Origin of the sequence: Corynebacterium sp. HMSC08C04 (assembly GCF_001807495.1) — a bacterium.
GTDB lineage: Bacteria > Actinomycetota > Actinomycetes > Mycobacteriales > Mycobacteriaceae > Corynebacterium > Corynebacterium simulans.
This window is the reverse complement of sequence record NZ_KV789192.1, coordinates 1-19,361: the sequence shown is the minus strand read 5'-3', so window position 1 is coordinate 19,361 and position 19,361 is coordinate 1. Positions and strand designations below refer to the sequence as shown.

At 59.1% G+C, this 19,361-nt stretch carries 21 protein-coding genes; 8 read left to right on the top strand and 13 right to left on the bottom strand.

The window, feature by feature from the left end; genetic code table 11:
* Positions 1-17 precede the first annotated feature (17 nt).
* Both HMPREF3169_RS00550 and HMPREF3169_RS00545 read right to left on the bottom strand, forming a co-directional pair.
* On the bottom strand, positions 18-716 hold the full coding sequence (locus HMPREF3169_RS00550; RefSeq protein ID WP_062043054.1) for a glycerophosphodiester phosphodiesterase family protein: 699 nt from the start codon (positions 714-716) through the stop codon (positions 18-20).
* Positions 716-1,663, bottom strand: coding sequence for an L-lactate dehydrogenase (locus tag HMPREF3169_RS00545; RefSeq protein WP_061925105.1), 948 nt, complete (start codon positions 1,661-1,663; stop codon positions 716-718). Before HMPREF3169_RS00545 ends, HMPREF3169_RS00550 begins: the two co-directional genes overlap by 1 nt.
* Before the next feature lie 130 nt (positions 1,664-1,793).
* Here HMPREF3169_RS00545 and HMPREF3169_RS00540 point away from each other — a divergent pair, with 130 nt between their 5' ends.
* Positions 1,794-3,641, top strand: a complete 1,848-nt coding sequence (locus tag HMPREF3169_RS00540) for an alpha/beta-hydrolase family protein (protein WP_083286024.1) — start codon at positions 1,794-1,796, stop codon at positions 3,639-3,641.
* A gap of 40 nt (positions 3,642-3,681) precedes the next feature.
* Here the strand turns inward: HMPREF3169_RS00540 and msrA are convergent, their stop codons facing one another.
* Complete coding sequence (gene msrA, locus HMPREF3169_RS00535) at positions 3,682-4,332, bottom strand: peptide-methionine (S)-S-oxide reductase MsrA (protein ID WP_070433105.1); 651 nt, start codon at positions 4,330-4,332, stop codon at positions 3,682-3,684.
* Between the two features lie 197 nt (positions 4,333-4,529).
* On the opposite strand from msrA, the gene HMPREF3169_RS00530 reads away from it, so the two are divergent.
* Positions 4,530-5,132, top strand: a complete 603-nt coding sequence (locus tag HMPREF3169_RS00530; RefSeq protein ID WP_061925107.1) for a superoxide dismutase — start codon at positions 4,530-4,532, stop codon at positions 5,130-5,132.
* A 95-nt stretch (positions 5,133-5,227) separates the two neighbouring features.
* Here the strand turns inward: HMPREF3169_RS00530 and HMPREF3169_RS00525 are convergent, their stop codons facing one another.
* Positions 5,228-6,136 carry a LysR family transcriptional regulator gene (locus HMPREF3169_RS00525; protein WP_070433104.1) on the bottom strand — a complete coding sequence of 303 codons (909 nt, stop codon included), beginning with the start codon at positions 6,134-6,136 and terminating at the stop codon, positions 5,228-5,230.
* Between the two features lie 92 nt (positions 6,137-6,228).
* On the opposite strand from HMPREF3169_RS00525, the gene HMPREF3169_RS00520 reads away from it, so the two are divergent.
* On the top strand, positions 6,229-7,380 hold the full coding sequence (locus HMPREF3169_RS00520; RefSeq protein WP_070433103.1) for an MFS transporter: 1,152 nt from the start codon (positions 6,229-6,231) through the stop codon (positions 7,378-7,380).
* A gap of 11 nt (positions 7,381-7,391) precedes the next feature.
* Positions 7,392-8,672 (top strand): copper oxidase, encoded by a 1,281-nt coding sequence (locus HMPREF3169_RS00515; RefSeq protein ID WP_246815567.1) that lies wholly within the window; start codon positions 7,392-7,394, stop codon positions 8,670-8,672.
* Positions 8,673-8,755: 83 nt separating this feature from the next.
* On the opposite strand, the gene HMPREF3169_RS00510 is transcribed toward HMPREF3169_RS00515, so the two are convergent.
* On the bottom strand, positions 8,756-10,219 hold the full coding sequence (locus tag HMPREF3169_RS00510) for a TM0106 family RecB-like putative nuclease (RefSeq protein WP_083281292.1): 1,464 nt from the start codon (positions 10,217-10,219) through the stop codon (positions 8,756-8,758).
* A gap of 66 nt (positions 10,220-10,285) precedes the next feature.
* On the opposite strand from HMPREF3169_RS00510, the gene HMPREF3169_RS00505 reads away from it, so the two are divergent.
* Positions 10,286-10,918, top strand: a complete 633-nt coding sequence (locus HMPREF3169_RS00505; RefSeq protein ID WP_070433101.1) for a DUF6474 family protein — start codon at positions 10,286-10,288, stop codon at positions 10,916-10,918.
* A gap of 53 nt (positions 10,919-10,971) precedes the next feature.
* Here HMPREF3169_RS00505 and HMPREF3169_RS00500 read toward each other — a convergent pair whose 3' ends face one another.
* Together HMPREF3169_RS00500 and HMPREF3169_RS00495 are read right to left on the bottom strand one after the other, a co-directional pair.
* Positions 10,972-11,610, bottom strand: coding sequence for a LuxR C-terminal-related transcriptional regulator (locus HMPREF3169_RS00500; RefSeq protein ID WP_061925116.1), 639 nt, complete (start codon positions 11,608-11,610; stop codon positions 10,972-10,974).
* 42 nt (positions 11,611-11,652) lie between these two features.
* The gene (locus HMPREF3169_RS00495) at positions 11,653-12,825 is read right to left on the bottom strand and encodes a sensor histidine kinase (protein ID WP_070433100.1); all 1,173 of its coding nucleotides are present in this window, start codon (positions 12,823-12,825) and stop codon (positions 11,653-11,655) included.
* Here HMPREF3169_RS00495 and HMPREF3169_RS00490 point away from each other — a divergent pair.
* Positions 12,824-13,378 carry a DUF2020 domain-containing protein gene (locus tag HMPREF3169_RS00490; protein ID WP_061925122.1) on the top strand — a complete coding sequence of 185 codons (555 nt, stop codon included), beginning with the start codon at positions 12,824-12,826 and terminating at the stop codon, positions 13,376-13,378. The genes HMPREF3169_RS00495 and HMPREF3169_RS00490 overlap by 2 nt on opposite strands.
* Here HMPREF3169_RS00490 and HMPREF3169_RS13045 read toward each other — a convergent pair.
* Together HMPREF3169_RS13045 and HMPREF3169_RS00485 are read right to left on the bottom strand one after the other, a co-directional pair.
* Positions 13,375-13,527 (bottom strand): hypothetical protein, encoded by a 153-nt coding sequence (locus tag HMPREF3169_RS13045; RefSeq protein WP_162839577.1) that lies wholly within the window; start codon positions 13,525-13,527, stop codon positions 13,375-13,377. The two genes, HMPREF3169_RS00490 and HMPREF3169_RS13045, sit on opposite strands and share 4 nt — an antisense overlap.
* Positions 13,528-14,259: a class E sortase gene (locus HMPREF3169_RS00485; protein ID WP_061925125.1), complete on the bottom strand. Its 732-nt coding sequence runs from the start codon at positions 14,257-14,259 to the stop codon at positions 13,528-13,530.
* A 61-nt stretch (positions 14,260-14,320) separates the two neighbouring features.
* Here HMPREF3169_RS00485 and yidC point away from each other — a divergent pair, with 61 nt between their 5' ends.
* A complete protein-coding gene (gene yidC / locus HMPREF3169_RS00480) occupies positions 14,321-15,295 on the top strand; it encodes a membrane protein insertase YidC (protein WP_070433099.1) in 975 nt (324 codons plus the stop codon).
* Here yidC and HMPREF3169_RS00475 read toward each other — a convergent pair.
* The 4 genes from HMPREF3169_RS00475 to HMPREF3169_RS13040 form a co-directional block, all read right to left on the bottom strand.
* Positions 15,252-15,860 (bottom strand): TetR/AcrR family transcriptional regulator, encoded by a 609-nt coding sequence (locus HMPREF3169_RS00475; protein WP_070433098.1) that lies wholly within the window; start codon positions 15,858-15,860, stop codon positions 15,252-15,254. The genes yidC and HMPREF3169_RS00475 overlap by 44 nt on opposite strands.
* Before the next feature lie 75 nt (positions 15,861-15,935).
* Complete coding sequence (locus HMPREF3169_RS00470) at positions 15,936-16,199, bottom strand: GlsB/YeaQ/YmgE family stress response membrane protein (protein WP_061925134.1); 264 nt, start codon at positions 16,197-16,199, stop codon at positions 15,936-15,938.
* Between the two features lie 155 nt (positions 16,200-16,354).
* Positions 16,355-17,254: a universal stress protein gene (locus HMPREF3169_RS00465; protein WP_061925137.1), complete on the bottom strand. Its 900-nt coding sequence runs from the start codon at positions 17,252-17,254 to the stop codon at positions 16,355-16,357.
* Positions 17,255-17,297: 43 nt separating this feature from the next.
* Complete coding sequence (locus tag HMPREF3169_RS13040; protein WP_162839578.1) at positions 17,298-17,441, bottom strand: hypothetical protein; 144 nt, start codon at positions 17,439-17,441, stop codon at positions 17,298-17,300.
* Here HMPREF3169_RS13040 and HMPREF3169_RS00460 point away from each other — a divergent pair.
* Positions 17,389-18,429 carry a pseudouridine synthase gene (locus tag HMPREF3169_RS00460; protein ID WP_082778664.1) on the top strand — a complete coding sequence of 347 codons (1,041 nt, stop codon included), beginning with the start codon at positions 17,389-17,391 and terminating at the stop codon, positions 18,427-18,429. The genes HMPREF3169_RS13040 and HMPREF3169_RS00460 overlap by 53 nt on opposite strands.
* Positions 18,430-19,361: the final 932 nt, after the last annotated feature.

Below are 19,361 nucleotides of genomic sequence, written 5' to 3'. Positions count from 1 at the left end.
ACCAATCTACCTGCTGGCTAGAGCTCTATGGCGTGTAGGGCCACTTCTGGTTGATTCGTGGCCAAAATGTCTATTCCGTTGGACCACGCCCATTTCATGTCATCCGGTTTATCCACCGTCCACAGATAGGTGGGAAGCCCAAAGGCCCCGATGTCATCGGGGCGCAATTTGGCACGCAACAACGACATGCCCAGGCCCGTTGGGCGGGAAAGCAAAACATCAGGGAAGTGCCGCTCCCAGTCGCGACGTAGATAGAAGCGATCGACCTGCGGGGCAAGAGACTGCATGCGCCGGACTGCTTTGTGGGAAAAGGAAATCATGTGGATGCGGGGATCGTCGAGAAGCCCGGCGTAGCGCAAGCGCAGCACCAGCTGTTCTTCAAGGACATCGCCCTGGCCGGAGGGATGCTTGGTTTCGATGTAAAGGTGATGCGGGTTATCGCCCAGCATCTCCAGCAGTTCATCGAGCAGCATCATGCGCTGGCCGCCGCCGATTCCGACTTGGCGCAACTCCTGCCAATCCATCTGCGCGATGCGGCCTGGGCGGCCCGCGGTGCGGTCAAGGGTGGCGTCATGGTTGACCACCACCTTGCCGTCCCGGGACAGGCGGATATCGCACTCGAGGCCGTGAATCGGCAGCTCCAGCGCCTTAGCAAATGCAAGAGGGGACAATTCCGGATATTTACCGGAGTATCCCCTGTGCGCGACGATTTTCACTATCCGAAGATCTCAGTCTTGATCTTGTTGAGCGTTTCATAGGAAGCGCGGAAGCGCTCCTTCTCGTGCTCGTCGAGCGCCAGCTCAACAACCTTGTTGATACCGGAACGGTCGATCACCGCTGGGGTGCCGATGTAGGCATCCTCAACGCCGTACTGGCCCTGCAGGTACGCAGAAACCGGAAGCACAACTGCCTGGTTCTGGATGACTGCACGAGTGATGCGTGCCAGGCCCATGCCGATGCCGTAAGAGGTGGAACCCTTGGCGTCGATGATGGTGTAGGCAGCGTCGCGAGTATCTTCGAAGATCTTCTCGATGCGCTCGTTGTAGCCCGGGTCCTCCTCGGAGCGGTGGGACAAGGACACACCGCCGATATTGGCCGAAGAGACAACCGGGAGCTCAGAGTCGCCGTGCTCGCCGATGATGTAGGCGTGGACGGAGGTCGGAGCGATGTCATCCATCTCCGAGAGCATGTAGCGATAACGCGCGGAGTCCAGGATGGTGCCGGAGCCGATGACGCGCTCATGCGGCAGGCCGGAAGCCTTCCACACTGCGTAGGTCAAAAGGTCCACTGGATTGGAAGCAACCAGGAAGATACCATCGAAGCCGTTGGCCATGACGTCGGAGACGATCGAGTTCATGATGTTGACGTTTTTATCCACCAGCTGCAGGCGGGTCTCGCCCGGCTTCTGCGCGGCGCCGGCGCAAATGACCACCATTGCGGCATCAGCGCAATCCGCGTAGGTGCCCTTGGTGACGCGGGTGCGCGAAGGCGCCCAGACCACGCCGTGGTTCAAGTCCATCACGTTGCCGGCGAGCTTCTTCTCGTCGATGTCGATGATGGCCAGGTGGTCGACGGTTCCTTGGTTAACGAGTGCGAATGCGTAGGCAACTCCAACATCACCTGCGCCGATGAGCACGACTTTGTTTCCTACATGATTTCCCATGAGCCCTATTGTGCCCCGAGTCTCCCAACTTTGCCTGTTGTACGCCCGATCTCACACAAGGGACTGTCCGATTTCACATCATTTATGCCCGATCAAACATCCCCTGCACGAGGGTGAGGATGCTGGTTGAATGGTTCGCATGCGTGATATCGCCCGCAAATTCGCCCGCACCGCAGCCATACATACCCTTTCAGCTGCGGTTTTCGGTCTGGAAGTGCTCAGCGATCTTACCCCTGGAGTACGCATGACGGGCAGGAGACGTTTGCCACAAAATATGGCGCCCGGCATCTTTGTGGCGGAAATTGCTACCTGGGCCGCAGTCTCCCCGTCGCTTTTGCCACGTCCTTGGTGGGTCACCGCAGCCAACGTCGCCATCGGTCAGGCAGCCGGACATTTCACGGCAACCACCGCTGCGTTTATCACTAAACGCGGCCTGCGCTACATCGGTAAGCGCCCACAAGACAGGGTTGGGCCCACCACCCGTAGCCGCACCCACCTCGCCCTGGGCGTAATCACGCTTTTGATGGGCGTGCGCTCACTGCGTAATCAGAGCGAGCAGGCCAAGCTGGTCAACAAGTACAACGAACGCGGCCCCCAGTCGGCAGCACTCGGCATCGCCATCGGAATCCTAGGTTATGGCAGCCTGCTCGTCATCGGCGAGGCCGCTCAGCTCACTGTCACCCAGCTCTCCCGCCAGGCCCAACGCTGGCTGCCACGCTGGCTGGCGTGGCCGTTGGCCGGATCAACCGTGGGTTATCTCATGACTTTGTTTAGTGACCGCATGCTGTGGCGGCGCTTCATCCACGACGCCTCGATGCAGGCGCTGCAGCTTAATAAGCTGGTCTATCCCGGCTCTGTGATGCCGTGGGAGCCTGAGCGCTCCGGCAGCCCGTGGTCCCTGGAGCCATGGACTGCCGTGGGCTCACAAGGCCGCGCCTTTTTGGATCGCGGCCCCCGCGCGCACGACATCAAGGACGTCATGCTCTGCTCTGATGCGCACGAACCGATCCGCATTTTCATTGGATTGGTCCAAGGCCGCGGCCCCATCGCTGCCGCTCAACAGGCGCTCGCCGAGCTGGAACGCACCGGTGCCTTCCGCCGCGACACCATTGTGATTGAGATGCCAGCAGGTTCCGGTTGGATCAACAACTATTCGGTATCCGCCTATGAGTTTTTAACCCATGGCGACTGCGCCACCGTGACGCTGCAGTTTTCCTATCTTCCTTCGGTCTTTTGCTACGTCGTGGACCGCAAAGCACCAATCAATGCTGCACGCGAACTCATCGCCGCGGTGCAATCACGCATCAACGATATGCCGGAGGATAACCGGCCGAAGCTTTACTTCGCCGGGGAGTCTTTGGGCTGCTACGGCATCGTTGAAAACTATCGGGACTTGGAGGAATTGCTGGCGGCTTGCGACGGCGCGGTCTTTACCGGCCCGCCGCGGATGACGGCTTTTACCCGCCGTTTGGCCCGCGCCCGCGACCGCGGTTCATTGGAGCGGCTACCGCTTATCGACGCCGGGCGGCACGTCAGGTTTGCCTCCGTACCTGCTCATATGGAGCACGATGCCTTCGGCAACGACTATCAACGCTGGCAGCGCCCCCGCGTGGTCTTTGGCCAACACGCCTCGGACGCCATCGTATGGTGGGATCGCCGCCTTATCTTCATGCGCCCTGACTGGATCCAGGAACCCACCCCAAGGACGCTGTACGCAGATACCTTCAGGCGCCTGCCATGGGTGCCGTTTATCACCTTCTGGCAGGTTGCTTTGGACCAGCTCAACTCCCTCAACGTTCCCGGCGGGCACGGGCATAACTACTTCGAGGAAACCTTCTGGTACTGGGATAGCGTGCTCGGCTCACAGGCGCGTACGCAGCTAACGCCAGAACTGGCAGAGCGCATGCGCGCCTTCGTCGAGCGCGACCAGCTCAACAAGCCTTCCGATTTCCGGCACCAGGTAAAAAAGCGTTTTTAGCTAAGAAACGCTTCTCGCTCTATCCCGGCATGGCTGGGTCTTAGCCACACTTCACGCCAGTGGAATGATGCGGGCAGTAGCCGTGCGGGTTTTTGTGCAGGTACTGCTGGTGCTCGTCTTCGGCGAGGTAATACTCGCCTGCGTCGGTCTCAGATAGCACGACTACTTCGGTGGTGGTGTCACCAAAGCCGGCGTCGGCAAGCTTGCCCGCGTAAGAGCCAACGATGCCCTGAATATCCACGCGCTCGGCCTCGGTCTCTGGATAAAAGGCCGAGCGGTACTGCGTTCCCACATCATTGCCCTGGCGGAAGCCCTGCGTTGGATCGTGTGCCTCCAAGGCCTTGACCACGAGCTCTTTCAGGGTTACCTGCTGCGGGTCATAGGTAATCTGCACGACCTCCGCGTGATTGGTCAGCCCGCGGCAGACCTCGTAATAGGTGGGGTTTGGGGTGGTGCCGCCGGCATAGCCAACGGACGTGGACTCCACACCGGGGGTTTCCCAGAACATTTTCTCCGCACCCCAGAAACAGCCGATGCCGATCACGAGAGACTTCTGCCCCTCCTTCCAGGGGCCGGTAATCGGCGTGCCCAACACAGCGTGCGGCTGCGGCTCCAAGATCGGTTCCGCGCGCCCCGGCAGAGCATCTTCCCGGCTAACGATTTTCGGTTCTGGTTTAAACAACCACGACATGTTTTCTTCCTCGTTTCACTTTGAATTTGATGGTTATTTGATGGTTTTCACGAATTTTCTTCGGGCCGTTTGGCCACCGTTTAGGGCCAAGGCCTGCTCTTCGATGCGGACGAGTGTAGCGCGGGGTGGAAAAATTGTGGCGGAATACTTTCAGCGCTCCTATCATTGGGCACCGTACCCAAAGAAAGGAATTAACAATGGCTGTCTACGAACTTCCAGAACTCGACTACGCATACGACGCACTCGAGCCACACATCTCCGCAGAGATCATGGAGCTGCACCACACCAAGCACCACGCTAACTACGTTGCTGGCGCAAACGCTGCTCTCGAGGCTATCGACGCTGAGATCAAGGGTGAGGGCAACGCTGACCGCCTGCGCGCTCTGTACAAGAACCTTGCTTTCAACCTGGGTGGCCACACCAACCACTCCATCTTCTGGAAGAACCTTGGCCCTAACGGTGGCGGCGAGCCAACCGGCGAGCTGGCAGAGGCTATCAACCGTGACTTCGGTTCCTTCGAGGCTTTCCAGAAGGCCTTCAACGCTGCGGCTCTTGGCCTGCAGGGCTCCGGCTGGGCAGTGCTTGGTTACGACCACATCGCTGGCCGCCTGCTCGTTCAGCAGCTGACCGATCAGCAGGGCAACACCTCCATCAACTTCACCCCGCTGCTCATGCTGGATATGTGGGAGCACGCTTTCTACCTCCAGTACAAGAACGTGAAGGCTGACTACGTCAAGGCAGTCTGGAACGTATTCAACTGGGATGACGTTGCTGAGCGCTTCGCTGCAGCTTCCAAGTAAGCGTTAATTCACGCTCTTAGAGCCGGCCTTTACCCGCCTTTGATTGGCAGGAAGGCCGGCTTTCTTTTTGTTTTCACCTACTTCTCGAGCCCTTGTTAGCCCCTGCCTTTAGCCCAGGCCCCTTCCACGATGAAGTCGCGGAACTGCGCGACCGGCGGAGCCTCATCTCCTTGCCGCCAGACGAGGCCAAGCTCGCGGTAGGCGGGCGGCTGCAGCGGAACGAGGTTCCCCACCTGCAGGTAGGGGTCGTCGAGGGGCAGAAGCGCGCTACCCAGGCCGGCGGCAACGAGTCCTGCTACAGTGGTTAGCTCCATCGACTCAAAGACCAACCGTGGGCTAAAGCCTGCACTGTCTGCCAGGGCGTCGAGAAGCATGCGCGTGCCATACCCGGGAAGCATGCCGATGAAGGGTTCCTCGCGGAACTCGGCGATTCCTACCTCCGCGCGGCCTGCGGCCCAGTGCCCCTCGGGCACGGCGAGCCCCAGCCGCTGCCTCTCGATCTGATGCCAACCTACCTGTGCGCTAGTTGCCGGCTCCGCCGCTTCGGGCAAAGTAGGCCGCGGGCCCACCAGCGCTAGGTCAGACTCGCCCGCGAGCACGCGGCCAACCAGCTCTTGCGCGGCGCCTTGATGCAGACGAATATCCACGTTCGGATGCTGTGCGCGATAAGCCTTGACCAGGTCAGGGACCATCCAGGTGCCCAGCGAATGCATGAAATCTAAGCGAACCGTGCCGCGTTCCGGGTCCATGAGCCGGGCCACCATATCCCGCCCGGCGCGCTCGGCGGCGAGCATCTTCCGTGCGTGCACTACGAATGCCTCACCGCGGGTATTGAGCACCAGCCTGCGCCCCACGCGGTTGAAAAGACTTGCCCCCAGCGCGCGCTCCATGCGTTGCACTCGGCGGGTGAGCGCAGACTGGGAAATGCCTAGCTCATCGGCCGCGGCGCCCACCTGCCCGAGCTCCGCAACGGCGACGACGCCACGAACGTCATCCAGGTTCATTCCCGCACCCACTTTTCTATATGCGCCGTCTGCATTAAGTTTCTAACTTTCAGACATTTTACACATGCATTGCCGCCACGCATGCTATTTATATGACTAGAACCCGGCGCGCCATGCTCGCAATGCTCTTCGTGGGGCTGGCGATCTTTTCCTGTCTCTACACCACCCAAGCCCTACTGCCCACGCTGGTGGAACAGATGGGGCTCAGCTCCACGCAGGCCGCCCTGACGGTGTCAGCGGCCACTGGCGCGCTGGCACTATGCGTGATTCCCGCTTCCATCCTTTCGGAGCGATTCGGACGCGGCCGCCTGCTCATCGTCTCGGCGGTGGGCGCGACGTTGCTGGGCTTAGTCGTACCGCTAGCCCCAAACGCCGCACTGCTCATTACTTTGCGGGGCCTGCAGGGCGCGGTGATTGCCGGCGCCCCAGCCACGGCTATGGCCTGGCTATCTGAGGAGCTTTCTGCCACCGATCTCGCCCGCGCGATGGGCCTCTACATCGCCGGCACCTCCATCGGCGGGCTAACCGGCCGTCTCGTGCCCACCAGCATCGTGGAGTTCAGCTCTTGGCGATGGGCGTTGTTCGGCTCAGCCTGCGTCTCGTTGTTTTTCGCCCTCGTTTGCATCTTGTTGCTGCCTGCACAGCGCAACTTCACCCCTAAGGAACTGCGCTTTGGCAACGAGCTACGCGCCATCTTTGGCCATCTGCTCAACCGCAAACTGGTGGAGCTATACCTCGTGGCATTTCTGGCGATGGGCACCTTTGTCTCGATGTACAACTTCTTAGGATTCCGGCTCATCCAGCACTTTGGCCTGGCGCCAGCGCTGGCGGGTTCGGTGTTCCTCTTCTACTTGAGCGGCACGTGGGCCTCGGCTCGCGCAGGCCGGCTGGTACAGCAGATCGGCCATGGAAAGACACTGTTTTCTTCCTGCCTCCTTTTCGCGCTCGGTATCTTTGCCTGCGCCGGCCCCCTTCCGCTAGTTCTGCTGGGCATCGTGGCGCTGACGGTCGGTTTCTTTGCCGCGCACTCCACGGCTTCCGGCTGGGTGGGCCACCTGGCCACCCATGACCGTGCGGAGGCCTCCAGCATGTACGTCTTTTGTTATTACTTTGGTTCTTCCGTCCTGGGCGCGGTGGCAGGCCTGCTTTTCGACGCCCTGCCCTGGGCCGGCTTCATCGCCTGTTACGGCGGCGCGGCGCTGGTACTGACAGGCCTGACTTTGACCTTGAGAAAAAACGAATAAACTCGTGTTTTATGGATAAATGGTCAGCGCGCACGTGGCATCGCCGGGCCTCGCGTCCCGTGACAATCTGGATGATGGTCTTCATCGTTGCAGGCGCTATCCACACTTTTATCCCGAACGCGCGCTGGGTGCTCATTCACATCTTCACGCTGGGCATTCTGAGCAACTCCATCGTGGTGTGGTCCCAGCACCTTTCTGAGAAGTTTGTGCAAACCCGCCTGCCGGATTCCGCCCGGCCCGCCCAGCTCACCCGCATCTACGTGCTCAACGCGGGCATTGTGCTGGTGCTTATCGGTCAATTGCTTCTGCATGCGTGGTCACAGCACTGGATACTCACCCAGGTCGGCGCCACGATAGTTGCTGCGATGATTGCCTGGCATGGCGTTTCCTTGTCCGGCCAGTGGCGTGGAAGCAAGGGCAAACGCTTCCGCCCCGTCATTGCCGCCTACGTCGCCTCCGCCTTCTTCCTCGCGGTGGGCGCTGCTTTGGGCGCGCTGCTTTCGGTGCATCCTGCCCACCCACAGCTGCTCATCGCCCACGTCACGGCCAACGTCGCCGGCTTCGTGGGCTTGGCCGCGGCCGGCTCGCTGACAATCTTGTTCCCGTCCATCTGGCGCACCAAGGGCGTCAACAAGCGTATGCGCCCAAGCTTCCTTTTGTTGGCGCTCGGCGTTGTCATCACCTTGGTCGGCACCATTGTTAACCACCCGGAGTTCGGGCTCGCGGTCTACTGCGTGGGTTGGGTCTTAAGCCTTGAGGGATGGGTCACCAACGTGCTCAATGTGGCTAAGGATCCGCGCGGGCGGGTGAACTACCCTTCGATCTCCGTTCTGTGCTCCGCTTTCTGGCTGGTAGGCGCGCTGACCTACTACACGGTGCAACACTTCTTTAGCCCTGAGCCCGGCATTCCCACGCTTGGACTGGTGGTGGGCTTTGCCGCACAGCTCCTCTTTGGCGTGATGAGCTACCTGCTTCCCATCACCATGGGCGGCGGCCCGGCAGCCACCCGTTCGGGCCTGCAGGAACTCAACCGCTTAGGCCTGCTGCGCGCCACTTTCATCAACGGCGGCGTGGCGATCTGGATGTCCTCGACGACAGTCTGGGTCACCCTGTGCGCCGCCCTCTTGTGCATCGGCTCCCTCGCGGTTTACCCGGTGCTCATCGTACGCGCGGTGAAAGCCCAGAAAGCAGTGCTGCAGAAGAAAGCCGAGGGCCCTGCCCCGGAGACCACCATTCCGTGGCACCAAGTGGGCATAGGCGCTGCCATCCTGGCACCACTGCTGCTGTTCTAATACGCAGACTCGTCGCTTACAGCGGCGGTTCCGGCGTATCCAGGATCGGAGGATGCTAGAGAGATTAGATAAAGCCCCAAAGGCTAGATGCTAGAAAGCGCAGGCACGCCCGGCGCGCCAGCACTCATAAAGTCGCGCACGGCACGGGTGGCCTGCACGTCGCCAGAATTATAGTCAAGGATTTGCTGGCGAACTTCCATATCCCCTGCCAATGCTTCGCGGCGGGCGTTGACGGATTCCTCGCCGTCGAAGTCTTCGGGCCATTGAAAACCGGCAACGGGAGCCACGGTCTTAAGGCCGAGCCCATAGGGGCCCATAAAGTTGCGCTTGACGTGGACAAACATGTCAACCCACTCGGGTGAGGCGATGAACTCTTCGACCTCTTCGAGCTGTGGGGCGCCAAAACGCTTGGCGGACATGCGCATCCAGTGGTTCTCACCGTGCGCGGAATAGCAATAGGCCGCGAAGGTCTTGCCCGCAGCATGCGCCTGGGCACGCAAGCCCATCAGCCACTCCCAGAACTCCGCGAAGTTAGCGGCCTCAGCGCGCCCGCCGAGCGGTTCCCAGGTCACGAAGGCGTGGTACTCACCCTCATACCAAGCACCCCAGAGATAAGCGCCCTGGTCCAGGTAGGCCTCCATGTCCACATCGACTTCGACGTCGGCACGTGGCACGGTGAGTCCGGGCTGAGCGCTCTGTGCAGTTTCATCGCGGCGCAAAAGTGGCTCGCCCACGCGCCAGGCCTTGGCGAGCTGGGAGGGCTCGCCCAACTGGGCGTCGATAAGCGCTTGCACCGTCTCAATGCCCTTTTCACGGTAGGCCTTGGCGCGATCGCCCGGCAGGAACAGTGAAATGTCGTCGCGGGCGCGCAGCTCAGGCTCGCACAGCTTCCAGAAACGGCAGGTTGCGCACTCTTTGACGCGGCGTGGACCCGTGGGCAAAGGCTCCGCCAACGCACTCGCGACGTCGAAACGTGCGGTGTCGGTGAAAAATACCCGCGAGCGATCCTGGCCAATCGCTCCGCCCCGGCCCGAATTTAGATCAAGGTCCTCCAGCGCACGCGCGGCAAATGCCAGACGATAGCCGTCGACGGAATGATGCCGCAGCTTATAAGGCACCTCTAGTGGTTCACTAAGGCCTACCCTGTGGGTGGGCACCGCCAGAGTGCGCGCATTTTCGTTACGGCGCGCTACGCGGTGATTCGAGACGATGATCGGCGTATAGGCCTCCCCCTCACGCAGCAGAAGGTCTATTTCTACCTTCCATTCGCCGGTGGCGAAAATGGCTCCCGTAATATGCGTGTATCCATAAGCCAACGCTTCTAGCGTGGCCATAGAACGCTCCCACTCATCACCTTCCAAGTCGATGCGCCGGAAGCGGCCGGGAGCCTTGACCGGCAGGTTCGCCATCGCGGCTTCTACGGCGGCCACGTGCCTTTCGGCCCGGGCCTTGGAGGCCTCAGTTGGTTGGATCTCCGGATGGGCACGCCGCTGCACCAGCCTATAGCGGCACCCCACGAGGTCCGCAGCACCAAGCACATCCTTCACAACGGGTGAGCTTAATAGAACAGCAAGGTAAAGTTGAACCCAGACAATTAAGTAAAGGAAAAATTTATGAGCATCGTGAAGAAGATTAGGAAGGCTCGCCGCGAAGCACGCGCCGAGGTCAAGGCCGCTAAGACCCGCGTCAAGGCAGAGGTTAAGGAAGCATCCAAGGCCCAGAAGCGCCAGCAGAAGATCCTGGCCAAGCAGGAAAAGGCGCTTATCAAGTCCGAGGAGAAGGGCCTTAAGAAGCGCCGCAAGCACGAAAAGAAGATGGCACAGCTCGAGCTCGATAAGCTCAAGCACGGCCGCCTTAACAAGGACAATGTCAAGCGTTACGCCGGCGCTCTGCGCACCGCTGCCCCACTGCTGCTGCCGCTCGTTTACCGTGGCATCGTTGCGGCACAGGGCCAGCTTGAGGCCAACCGCGCTAAGAAAGCCGGCCTGACCACCGATCAGATGGCGGCATTCTCCGGCCACGGTGCTTCCTTAAAGGCTCGCACCGCAGGCATCCGCAACACCCTCAAGGATTCTGATCTCCCGGCCGGCTTCAAGCGTGACGTAAAGGAGCGCCTCAACGAGGTTGATTCTTCCATCGATAACGCTGAGTACATGACCGACCAGCAGCGCCGCCGCGTGCACAAGACCATCAACGCGGAGATTGACAACATCACCGCTGAAATCCAGCAGCGTCTGTCCGCATAAGGTCGACCAGTAATATCCCGTTTCCCCCTGTGGGCAGTAAGGCCGAGAAGGCTCTACAACACGCCCTGCTCGCGAGCAGCCGCCACAGCGGAGGTACGCGAGCGCACGCCCAGCTTGTCGTAGATGTGCACCAGGTGGGACTTCACGGTTGCCTCAGACAGCATGAGGTCTTGGCCGATCTCACGGTTGGAAGCGCCGGCAGCCACCAGCTTGAGTACCTCTAGCTCTCGCGGGGTCAACGAGGTGCGCGGAGTGCGCACGCGGGTCATCAAACGATCTGCCACGATCGGCGAAAGCGCCGAGTCACCATCTGCGGCGGAATGCACGGCAGCGAGCAGCTCGTTCGGCGGAGCGTCCTTGAGCAGGTAGCCCACTGCGCCAGCCTCAATGGCGCCGAGAATATCGGCGTCGGTGTCATAGTTAGTCACTACGAGAACCTTCGGCGGATGCGCCATGGAGGAGCGAATAGCTGCGGTTGCCTCAGCACCGCCCATCACGCGCGTGCCTTCCACACCGGCGCCGAAGCGCAAGTCCATCAAGATGACATCGATTCCGCCGGCCTGTGCCGCGGACACCGCGGCCTCCGCAGTTGCCACCTCGCCTACAACCTCGATGTCTTCAGCGCCTTCGAGTACGGATCGCAGCCCGAGGCGAACGATCTCGTGGTCATCGGCCAACAAGACCCTAATCACGCGCGCTTCCTCCTAAAGTGGTCGAGACAATCATCCAAAAGTTTAATCTACCGTGCCGCCCAAGGGCATACTAACTGACACCGCAGTACCGGAACCTGGTGTTGACTCCACCACGACCTCACCGCCGAGCTCCTCCGCGCGCCGGCTCATAGCGCTGAGCCCAATATGCCCCAGGCCCGCGGGCTGGTCCTGCACCTCCGCTACGTCAAAGCCATGCCCGTTATCCACGACGTCGACACGCACCTCGTCCGGGGCATAAGTCACGGTGATGCGCGCGCGGGTGGCACCCGCATGCTTGACGACGTTGCCCACCGCGCCCTGCGCGATACGCAAAAGCGCCGCCTCTACCTTCATCGGCAGCTTAACTTCTTCACCTTCTGCCTCCACCTCGACGTTCACGCCGCTAGTGGCCGCGAAGTTCTCAGCCATGCGGTTAAGCGCCGCCTCCAGTGAAGCCTCCGCCAGCGCGGGTGGTTGGAGCGCCGCAATCATGGCGCGGGCTTCGTGCAGGTTATCGGCCGCAGTTCGCCGCGCGAGTTCGATGCGCTCCTGGGCTCGCTTGATGTCTTCCTTCCCCAAGTCCCGATCTGCCGCATGCAGCAGCATCTGGATGGAGGAAAGCCCCTGAGCCAGGGTGTCATGAATCTCGTGCGCGATGCGCTGGCGCTCTGCGATCATGCCGCTTTCACGTTCCGATTCCGCCAGCTGCGAACGCGTCTCGATGAGCTCGCGATTCATCAGGGACAAGGCTCGGAATGCGTAGTAGATAGCCACCGTCACTAGCGCAGAGACCGCAGGTCCCATGACACCGCCGAAGGTCAACCCACCCGGGATCTGCATGATCACCGAAATCGCCGTCGCCGCAATGACGCAGACTATGCCCACGTACAGGTCCAGTACGTAGAGATACAAAAAGAACAGCGCGAAGACCAGGTAAATCGCAACGGGAGCGACGAACATGTCTGCCATCCACACGACGGATAGAATCACCAGCCATAGGTATCGCACGCCCTTTGGCCATTGCTCCAAAAAGACCGAGCCTGCGAAGTAAATTGCCGCAAACGCCGTCAGCAGCAACAGGTTAATCACGGCCTGCCACAACGGCAGGCGCACCGTGCTGAAGATGGCCACCACGAGCAAGGTCGCGGTAAGGATATGAATGCCATTGCGCAAAGCCTCAGTCTCTGAGGAACGCTGGTCTATTGTGGACATCATGCGCAAAAGCCTACTGTCCGGCCTTCTGGCCGTCACGCTCGCCCTCGGCGCCTGCAGCTCCCAGGAGACCGCATCCACCGACTCCGCACCCGCGCCTCACGACGCCGCGCCGTCTTCCGCGGCTCCAGGAGACGGCCTGCCCGTCGATGCCACCGCCGAGCCGAATGCCGAAGAAGCCTGCCCCTATCTCGATACCCAGTGGGTAGCTGATACGAATGGGCAGAGGATGACCCGCACGGCCGTCGACAAGCGCTTTAGCACCCCCGCGTGCATCTTCTGGTCCTATCCGGAAGACCCGCAGGCCACGGTCGTAGTCCGCGAGATGCCGGACGTTGAACAGGCCCGTGCCGTGGTGGATTGGGCCGCCCCGGTCGATTCCACGGAACTAGCCGAGTTCGCAGGCTGGTCCGGCGGCCGCGGCGTCTTCGACGAAGCGTATTCCGTATACGCCGTGCAAAAGGACAACAAGGCCGTGCTGGTGTGGTCGAATCAGCTCCAAACCTTGAAGGCTGAGCTCATCGCCCAAGAGGCGATTAAGAACTTGGGCCTTTAAACCGCCACGTCGTTATACGGCATTATCGTCGAAACCCACGGGAAAATAACCTCCATCAGGAGAAAAAATACGCCAACCGCAATCGCGAGCACCAACACCACTTTGACGGCGGTAGGCCCTGGCAAAAGATTCCATAGTGCGCGATACATCTAGCTCTCCTCCAGTACGGCAGGGGTCTTGCCCTCTACCTTCGGTTCATGTGCGACTTCCATGGCATGGACAATCATGCGCTCCGCATTCGAAAACTGCGGGTGGCAGGTGGTTAGGGTGAGCAAGGCTTCCGACGCCTGCTCGACCGGGGTATCCCAGCCCGGGACAGGGGCGATAACCCCGACATCGCCAGGCAGCGTGATATGCCGACCGCTCAGACCTTGGTACTCAGGCTTAGCCTTCTGTTCAGGGCTAAAGCAATCAGCTGGCGCGCCGTCGATTGGCAACACGCGGTAGGTTATCCACTCCGACTGGGTTTCGACCACGATGGCATCGCAGGTCTCAAGATTAGCCAAGTCATTAAATGGGGCACCCTTGCCCACGCGGTGGCCGGCGACGGCGAAGTTTCCGAGTTCCCCCGGCATCTGACTATCGGTGTAGCGACCTGGACCGCGCAGTAGATCCTCTTCCTGCGTGCCTTCAATGATGGCGAATTGGAAATCCGAGCCGAACGTCGGAATATACATCCGGGCAAAGGCCTCACCCAGCTTGGGGTGGAGTTTTCCGCGGGGGTTATGCCACTGAGTTTCCAAGTTTTCGCTCGCCTTTTCCTGCAGACGGTCAGACTCAAGGTTGGTCCAGTAGGCCTCATAGAAGGCAAAGAGAAGCAAGATGACGCCACTGGTCAGCAATAGCTCACCGATGACGGTGCTCACTCTATTTTTGCTCATAATTTAAACTTAATCGCTGTACAGTACAGAAAGCCCTATCCGCGCCTCGTGAAGGATTAACATGCTCGAAATATTCATGTACCCGGTCTCCGGAATCATGAAGTTGTGGCACATACTTTTCGCCCAATTCCTCGATAGCTCGCTGGCGTGGTTGGTGGCAATCGTCTTCCTTGTGATCACAATCCGCAGCTTTATCGCACCGCTGAATTGGCTTTCGGTGAAGTCGGGGCGCATTGGCGCGCTCATGCGCCCAGAGCAGGTCGCTCTCAATGCCCGCCTCAAAGAGGCAACCACGGTGGAAGAGGCGATGGAGATCCTCACCGCGCAAAAGGAACTGCGTGAGCGATTCAAATTCAACCCGGCGGTAGGCTGCCTGCCCATCTTCATCATCATGCCGATGTTCTTGGGCCTCTACCAGGTGGTTTTGCGCGCCTCCCGCGAGGGCAACAGCGACCATGTGGGCCTTTTAAATCCCGCAGACGTCGCGGCATTCCGCACCACCTTGCTCAACGGAGTACCGATTACGGATTTCGCCCGTGAGCACAAGGATCTTGTGATTCCCATCTTGGTGCTAGCGCTTTTGTTCACCGTTCTGAACATGGTCATCACGCTTTACCGCTCTTATCTGACCACGCAGTTTGATAAGAAGTTCAACCGCCGCATGCTCTGGTTTACGGTCCTGCTCATCTTCTTGGTGCCGTGGCTGCTGTGGAACACCGCAATGAACGCACCTATCCCGGTGGCAATCATTTACTACTGGGGCTGGACGTATCTTTACACGCTCATCCAGACAGTGGTTTATGAGCTAATCCTGCGCCGCCGTTACCCGCTACCAGAGGAAGTCCATGCCTTCCGCCGTGAGACCATCGGCCGCTGGCGTTCCAAGGAAGAAAAGCGCAAAAAGAAAGCCCGTTCCGGCAAGGAGGCAAAGGAACAGGCTAAGGCGAAGCGCAAGGAAAACATGCGCATCGTAGCGCAGGCTCGCAAGCAGCTTAGATCGAATAGTCAGCAGGAGGCGCAGAAAGAAGCTGAATAGCCAGTTCGCGCGCGGTCTTCAGCGGTGAAAGCTCACGGGTAAGGCGCGCGCCTGCCATGCCGCCGTCCAGGAAGATGAGCAGCTGGCTTGCCTGCGTGGCAGAAGGATAGCCGTTCTTTGCGGTAAGCAGCGCAGTCATGGTGTTGTGCACCCAGGTGCGGTGCTCTACGCAGGCTGCCACGATGCCGCGTTCAGCATCGGTTTCAGGGCGTGGATATTCGCCCGCCGCGTTTAAGAAGTGGGAGCCGCGGAATTCGATTCCTGGCTGTTCCTCGATTGCTTTATCGAAGAAGGCCAGCACCTTCTGGTGCGGATCGGTCATGTTTGCGGTACGGGCTTCCCAATCGGCCCGATACTTTTCATCAAGCGACTCCACATATGCAATGACGAGGGCGTCTTTAGAGCCAAAGAGGGAATAAAGGGATGCCTTGGCCACATCCGCCTCGCGGAGAATGCGGTCAATACCGATGACGCGAATGCCCTCGGTGGTGAAAAGATTGGTTGCGGACTCAAGGAGTCGGCTGCGCGGACTCGGACGGTTCCTGCGCGATTTCTTTTCTGGCATATCCTCTCCTAAAACGACAAAACCGGTTCATCTATACAATATAGACAAACCGGTATGTACGCTAATTAACCCTGTTTACTTGGGAGACTTCTTGGTAACCAGGCCGACAATCCACAGAAGCAAACAAGCGCCCAAGGTGGCGACGACGATCATCATGATCCATCGATTCGGGGAGTCAAAACCAACAAAGGACATAATGCCTGCGCCCAAGAGGCCGCCAAGTACACCGACGATCAGGTTGGTCAGAAGGCCGTGATCACGCTTCATAATCTTCTCTGCCAACCAGCCAGCGATAATGCCGACGATGATCGATCCGAAAAATCCTAGGCCCATGCCCATAGCTATCTCCTTTTATTAGTTCTTTCAGCTACAAGCACTATGGTGCCAGCAAAAAATATAAACACAAAAGGGACGATCTGCGTTTCCGCAGGTCGTCCCTCGAAGCGTTGATGAATCGTTAGTTAATTGCCAGGGAACCCCCAGAAACTAGCGCTCTATTCTCCGGAGTCCGGACGCACAACCATCATCGGGCATGGTGCCGACTGCAAGAGTGCGCGGGAGGTGGAGCCAAGAAGCATGCCCTTGAATCCGCCGCGGCCGTGGGAGCCAACGACGAGCAGCTGGGCGCCATCAGCGGCGTCGGTAAGTGCGCGGACCGGACGGTCACGAGCAATAACCTTCTTGACCTGAACGCCTGAGTACTCCTCTTGAAGGGAAGCAATGCGCTCGCTGAGCAGCTCTGCCTGCTCCTTCTCCACGTCTGCCCACTCAGCCTGTGCGGCGGAGAGGCCAGCGAGGGAAGCCTGAACCTGCATGTCCATCCAAGTGTGAACCGCGATGAGCTCGGCGCCACGGGCATCTGCTTCCTTGAAGGCATAAGCGGTAGCCTTCTGGGAAACCTCAGAACCATCGACACCAACAACAACCGGACCGTACTTGTTCAGCTCGGTGACGTTGTTGTTATCACGAACCACAACAACCGGGCAGGCAGCGTGGGAAACCACGGAAGCGGAAACGGAACCCATCACCATGCCGGAGAGACCACCCATACCGCGGGAGCCCATGACAATCATCGTGACGTCCTTGGACATTTCCAGCAGCATGTCAATCGGGGAGCCTTCAGCCACCGTGTGGCCGATCTTCAGATCCGGCGAAACCTCATGAGCGATGGCGCGGCCTTCTTCGATCTTCTCCAGAGTTTCTGCCTGCAGATCATCGAAGAGTTCCTTCGGAGGGACCATGCCCTCTGCGTACAGGAATTGCGGCATGGTGTAGCTGGAGGCAATGCGCAGCGGAATGCCGCGCTTGGTTGCGGTGTTAGCAGCCCAACGAACAGCGTTCTTGGAGGCTTCCGAACCGTCTACGGCAACAACAACAATGTCTTCCTTGGCCATGATGTTTTCCTTTCAGCTGGTTATACCCTCAGTCTAGTACGTACTAACCAATCTCCGCAGTAGTTGCAGCGCCTGCATTAGCTGGGAAAAATACGGAGTACAAGAACTCCGCAATCTGTGCGATTACGGCGCCAATGCCGTTAGAGAAGAATTCAATTACCGGTGCGAGAAGAGAGTCAAAATCCATGGGAAACAGACTAGTGCATATGCGCAAGGGGTTCAGCCCATTGCCAATTAAAGATGGTCTGAATCCGACCAGGGTGCGCGTACCGGCCGGCCCAATTACAGCCTGGGCATTTTTGGAAGAAGTGATTACAGCACAGCGCCATCGCAGTCCGCTTGACGACGCCGCGGCGCTCCAGGCGCGCTTCGACAACAATGAGGTGGTTCTGCGCGACCAAACGGTCCTGCGCTCGGATACACTGCTCAGCACCGACACTGACGTGTTCTTCTACCGCATGCCGGCGCCCGAAACACCGGTGCCCTATGACATCCCGATCATCTATGAGGACGAGCACCTGCTCGTAGTAGACAAGCCGCCATTTATGGCAACGATGCCGCGCGCAAAGCACATCGTCCAGACGGCCACTGTTCAGATGCGCCGCAAGACCGGAATCGACGAACTCACACCCGCGCATCGCCTCGACCGACTTACTTCCGGAATCTTGGTATTTACAAAGACGAAGGACGTACGCGGCGCCTACCAGACACTATTTGCGGAAAGGCGTGTGCAAAAGACTTACGAGGCTATCGCCCCGCTTTCCGACGTCGCGGCGGGCACCGTGTGGGAGTCACGCATCGAAAAGACCCCTGGCGAAATCCAAGGGCGCATTGTGGACGGCCCCGTAAACGCGATCACCATCCTCGCCGACGTGACCGCTGTGGACAACACCGGTTACGAAAATATTCATGGCAAGCAACCCCCGCTCGCCCGCTACACGCTCAAGCCGAAGACGGGTAAGACCCATCAGCTAAGGCTCCACATGTGGCAAGCCGGCGTACCCATTCTCGGCGACCCCGTGTACCCCGTCATCTATCCCGCCGACGCGGAGGACATGCGCGTCCCAATGCATCTCACCGCAACGCACATCGCATTCACCGATCCACTTTCTGGCAAACCTCGCGAGTTCTCCTCAAACTTGCCACTAGTCGCCCATAATTTCCTTCACCCATAAATGTTGTAATTCGTACGTCGATCCCATCGAACTTTTCACCAGGAAAATTACGAGCGTCTACAAACTCATCTTTTACCCAACCCACTAAACCGAAAAGAAATAAAAACAGCCGACCCGCATTCCAAACTTTCAAAAGCCGTGCCTCGCCCACATTAAAATGCAGCGCGCATTAGAGCATTCATGCTCAAGCTATCGTGCCCTGGACCCGACCAGAAAGCAATAACCCTGGCGCGAGCAAACCACCAAACAGGCACGACCCGTTACAGCAACCACGTACAAGCCGCAGACTTAGAGTTATAGCCCGCAGCATAAGGTCACCCCGAACGACTAAGACTCAACGCTCCGCAGACGATGAAGTCGGAGCCGCCGCGACGCAAACGAAACGACAAAACTTGAAAGGGCGACTTACCTCGGTGAGGTTGCGATTCCCCGAAACTACACCGGCACCGTAAGCCCCATAGCAACTCCGTACCCCACTCGTCGCCACTACCCAAGGACCAACCGGTCCACGGCTGCAATCGCAATAGAGAAATCGACGGCGAAATGTCTACTTTCATGCGATCCATCCATAAGAAGCGTTTCGACACTGTGCTTTAAGCCGAGACTAAGGACGGCGAATTGGAACAGTCACCGACACCGTCGCCCACGGGCAATAAATCAGTCCGGCGGCGCGCCGCTATCAGTGAAACTGTCTCTACCTGCACATTCACGAGACGGACAAGCACCAATTGCACAGCTATGCAAACAAATAGACGCAATTACCCACCGGCTCAAAATGGGACTACTCACGGAAAACGTCTCGACTAGCTGAACAACGAATAAAGCGATCTAAACGCCATTCAAAAACGCAGGGATTGAGCATTCCTAAGGGAAACGGGAAAATCGGTGTACAAACAGGTGTCGATTTGGGGTAGTTGGTACCGCGAGTCCGC

Bases quoted from the DNA above. Each gene is read 5' to 3' on its own strand.
- HMPREF3169_RS00545 (WP_061925105.1), bottom strand. From the start codon at position 1,663: ATGGGAAATCATGTAGGAAACAAAGTCGTGCTCATCGGCGCAGGTGAT.
- HMPREF3169_RS00540 (WP_083286024.1), top strand. From the start codon at position 1,794: ATGGTTCGCATGCGTGATATCGCCCGCAAATTCGCCCGCACCGCAGCC.
- msrA (WP_070433105.1), bottom strand. From the start codon at position 4,332: ATGTCGTGGTTGTTTAAACCAGAACCGAAAATCGTTAGCCGGGAAGAT.
- HMPREF3169_RS00530 (WP_061925107.1), top strand. From the start codon at position 4,530: ATGGCTGTCTACGAACTTCCAGAACTCGACTACGCATACGACGCACTC.
- HMPREF3169_RS00525 (WP_070433104.1), bottom strand. From the start codon at position 6,136: ATGAACCTGGATGACGTTCGTGGCGTCGTCGCCGTTGCGGAGCTCGGG.
- HMPREF3169_RS00520 (WP_070433103.1), top strand. From the start codon at position 6,229: ATGACTAGAACCCGGCGCGCCATGCTCGCAATGCTCTTCGTGGGGCTG.
- HMPREF3169_RS00515 (WP_246815567.1), top strand. From the start codon at position 7,392: ATGGATAAATGGTCAGCGCGCACGTGGCATCGCCGGGCCTCGCGTCCC.
- HMPREF3169_RS00505 (WP_070433101.1), top strand. From the start codon at position 10,286: ATGAGCATCGTGAAGAAGATTAGGAAGGCTCGCCGCGAAGCACGCGCC.
- HMPREF3169_RS00490 (WP_061925122.1), top strand. From the start codon at position 12,824: ATGCGCAAAAGCCTACTGTCCGGCCTTCTGGCCGTCACGCTCGCCCTC.
- HMPREF3169_RS00495 (WP_070433100.1), bottom strand. From the start codon at position 12,825: ATGATGTCCACAATAGACCAGCGTTCCTCAGAGACTGAGGCTTTGCGC.
- HMPREF3169_RS13045 (WP_162839577.1), bottom strand. From the start codon at position 13,527: ATGTATCGCGCACTATGGAATCTTTTGCCAGGGCCTACCGCCGTCAAA.
- HMPREF3169_RS00485 (WP_061925125.1), bottom strand. From the start codon at position 14,259: ATGAGCAAAAATAGAGTGAGCACCGTCATCGGTGAGCTATTGCTGACC.
- yidC (WP_070433099.1), top strand. From the start codon at position 14,321: ATGCTCGAAATATTCATGTACCCGGTCTCCGGAATCATGAAGTTGTGG.
- HMPREF3169_RS00475 (WP_070433098.1), bottom strand. From the start codon at position 15,860: ATGCCAGAAAAGAAATCGCGCAGGAACCGTCCGAGTCCGCGCAGCCGA.
- HMPREF3169_RS00470 (WP_061925134.1), bottom strand. From the start codon at position 16,199: ATGGGCATGGGCCTAGGATTTTTCGGATCGATCATCGTCGGCATTATC.
- HMPREF3169_RS00465 (WP_061925137.1), bottom strand. From the start codon at position 17,254: ATGGCCAAGGAAGACATTGTTGTTGTTGCCGTAGACGGTTCGGAAGCC.
- HMPREF3169_RS00460 (WP_082778664.1), top strand. From the start codon at position 17,389: ATGCCGTTAGAGAAGAATTCAATTACCGGTGCGAGAAGAGAGTCAAAA.
- HMPREF3169_RS13040 (WP_162839578.1), bottom strand. From the start codon at position 17,441: ATGGATTTTGACTCTCTTCTCGCACCGGTAATTGAATTCTTCTCTAAC.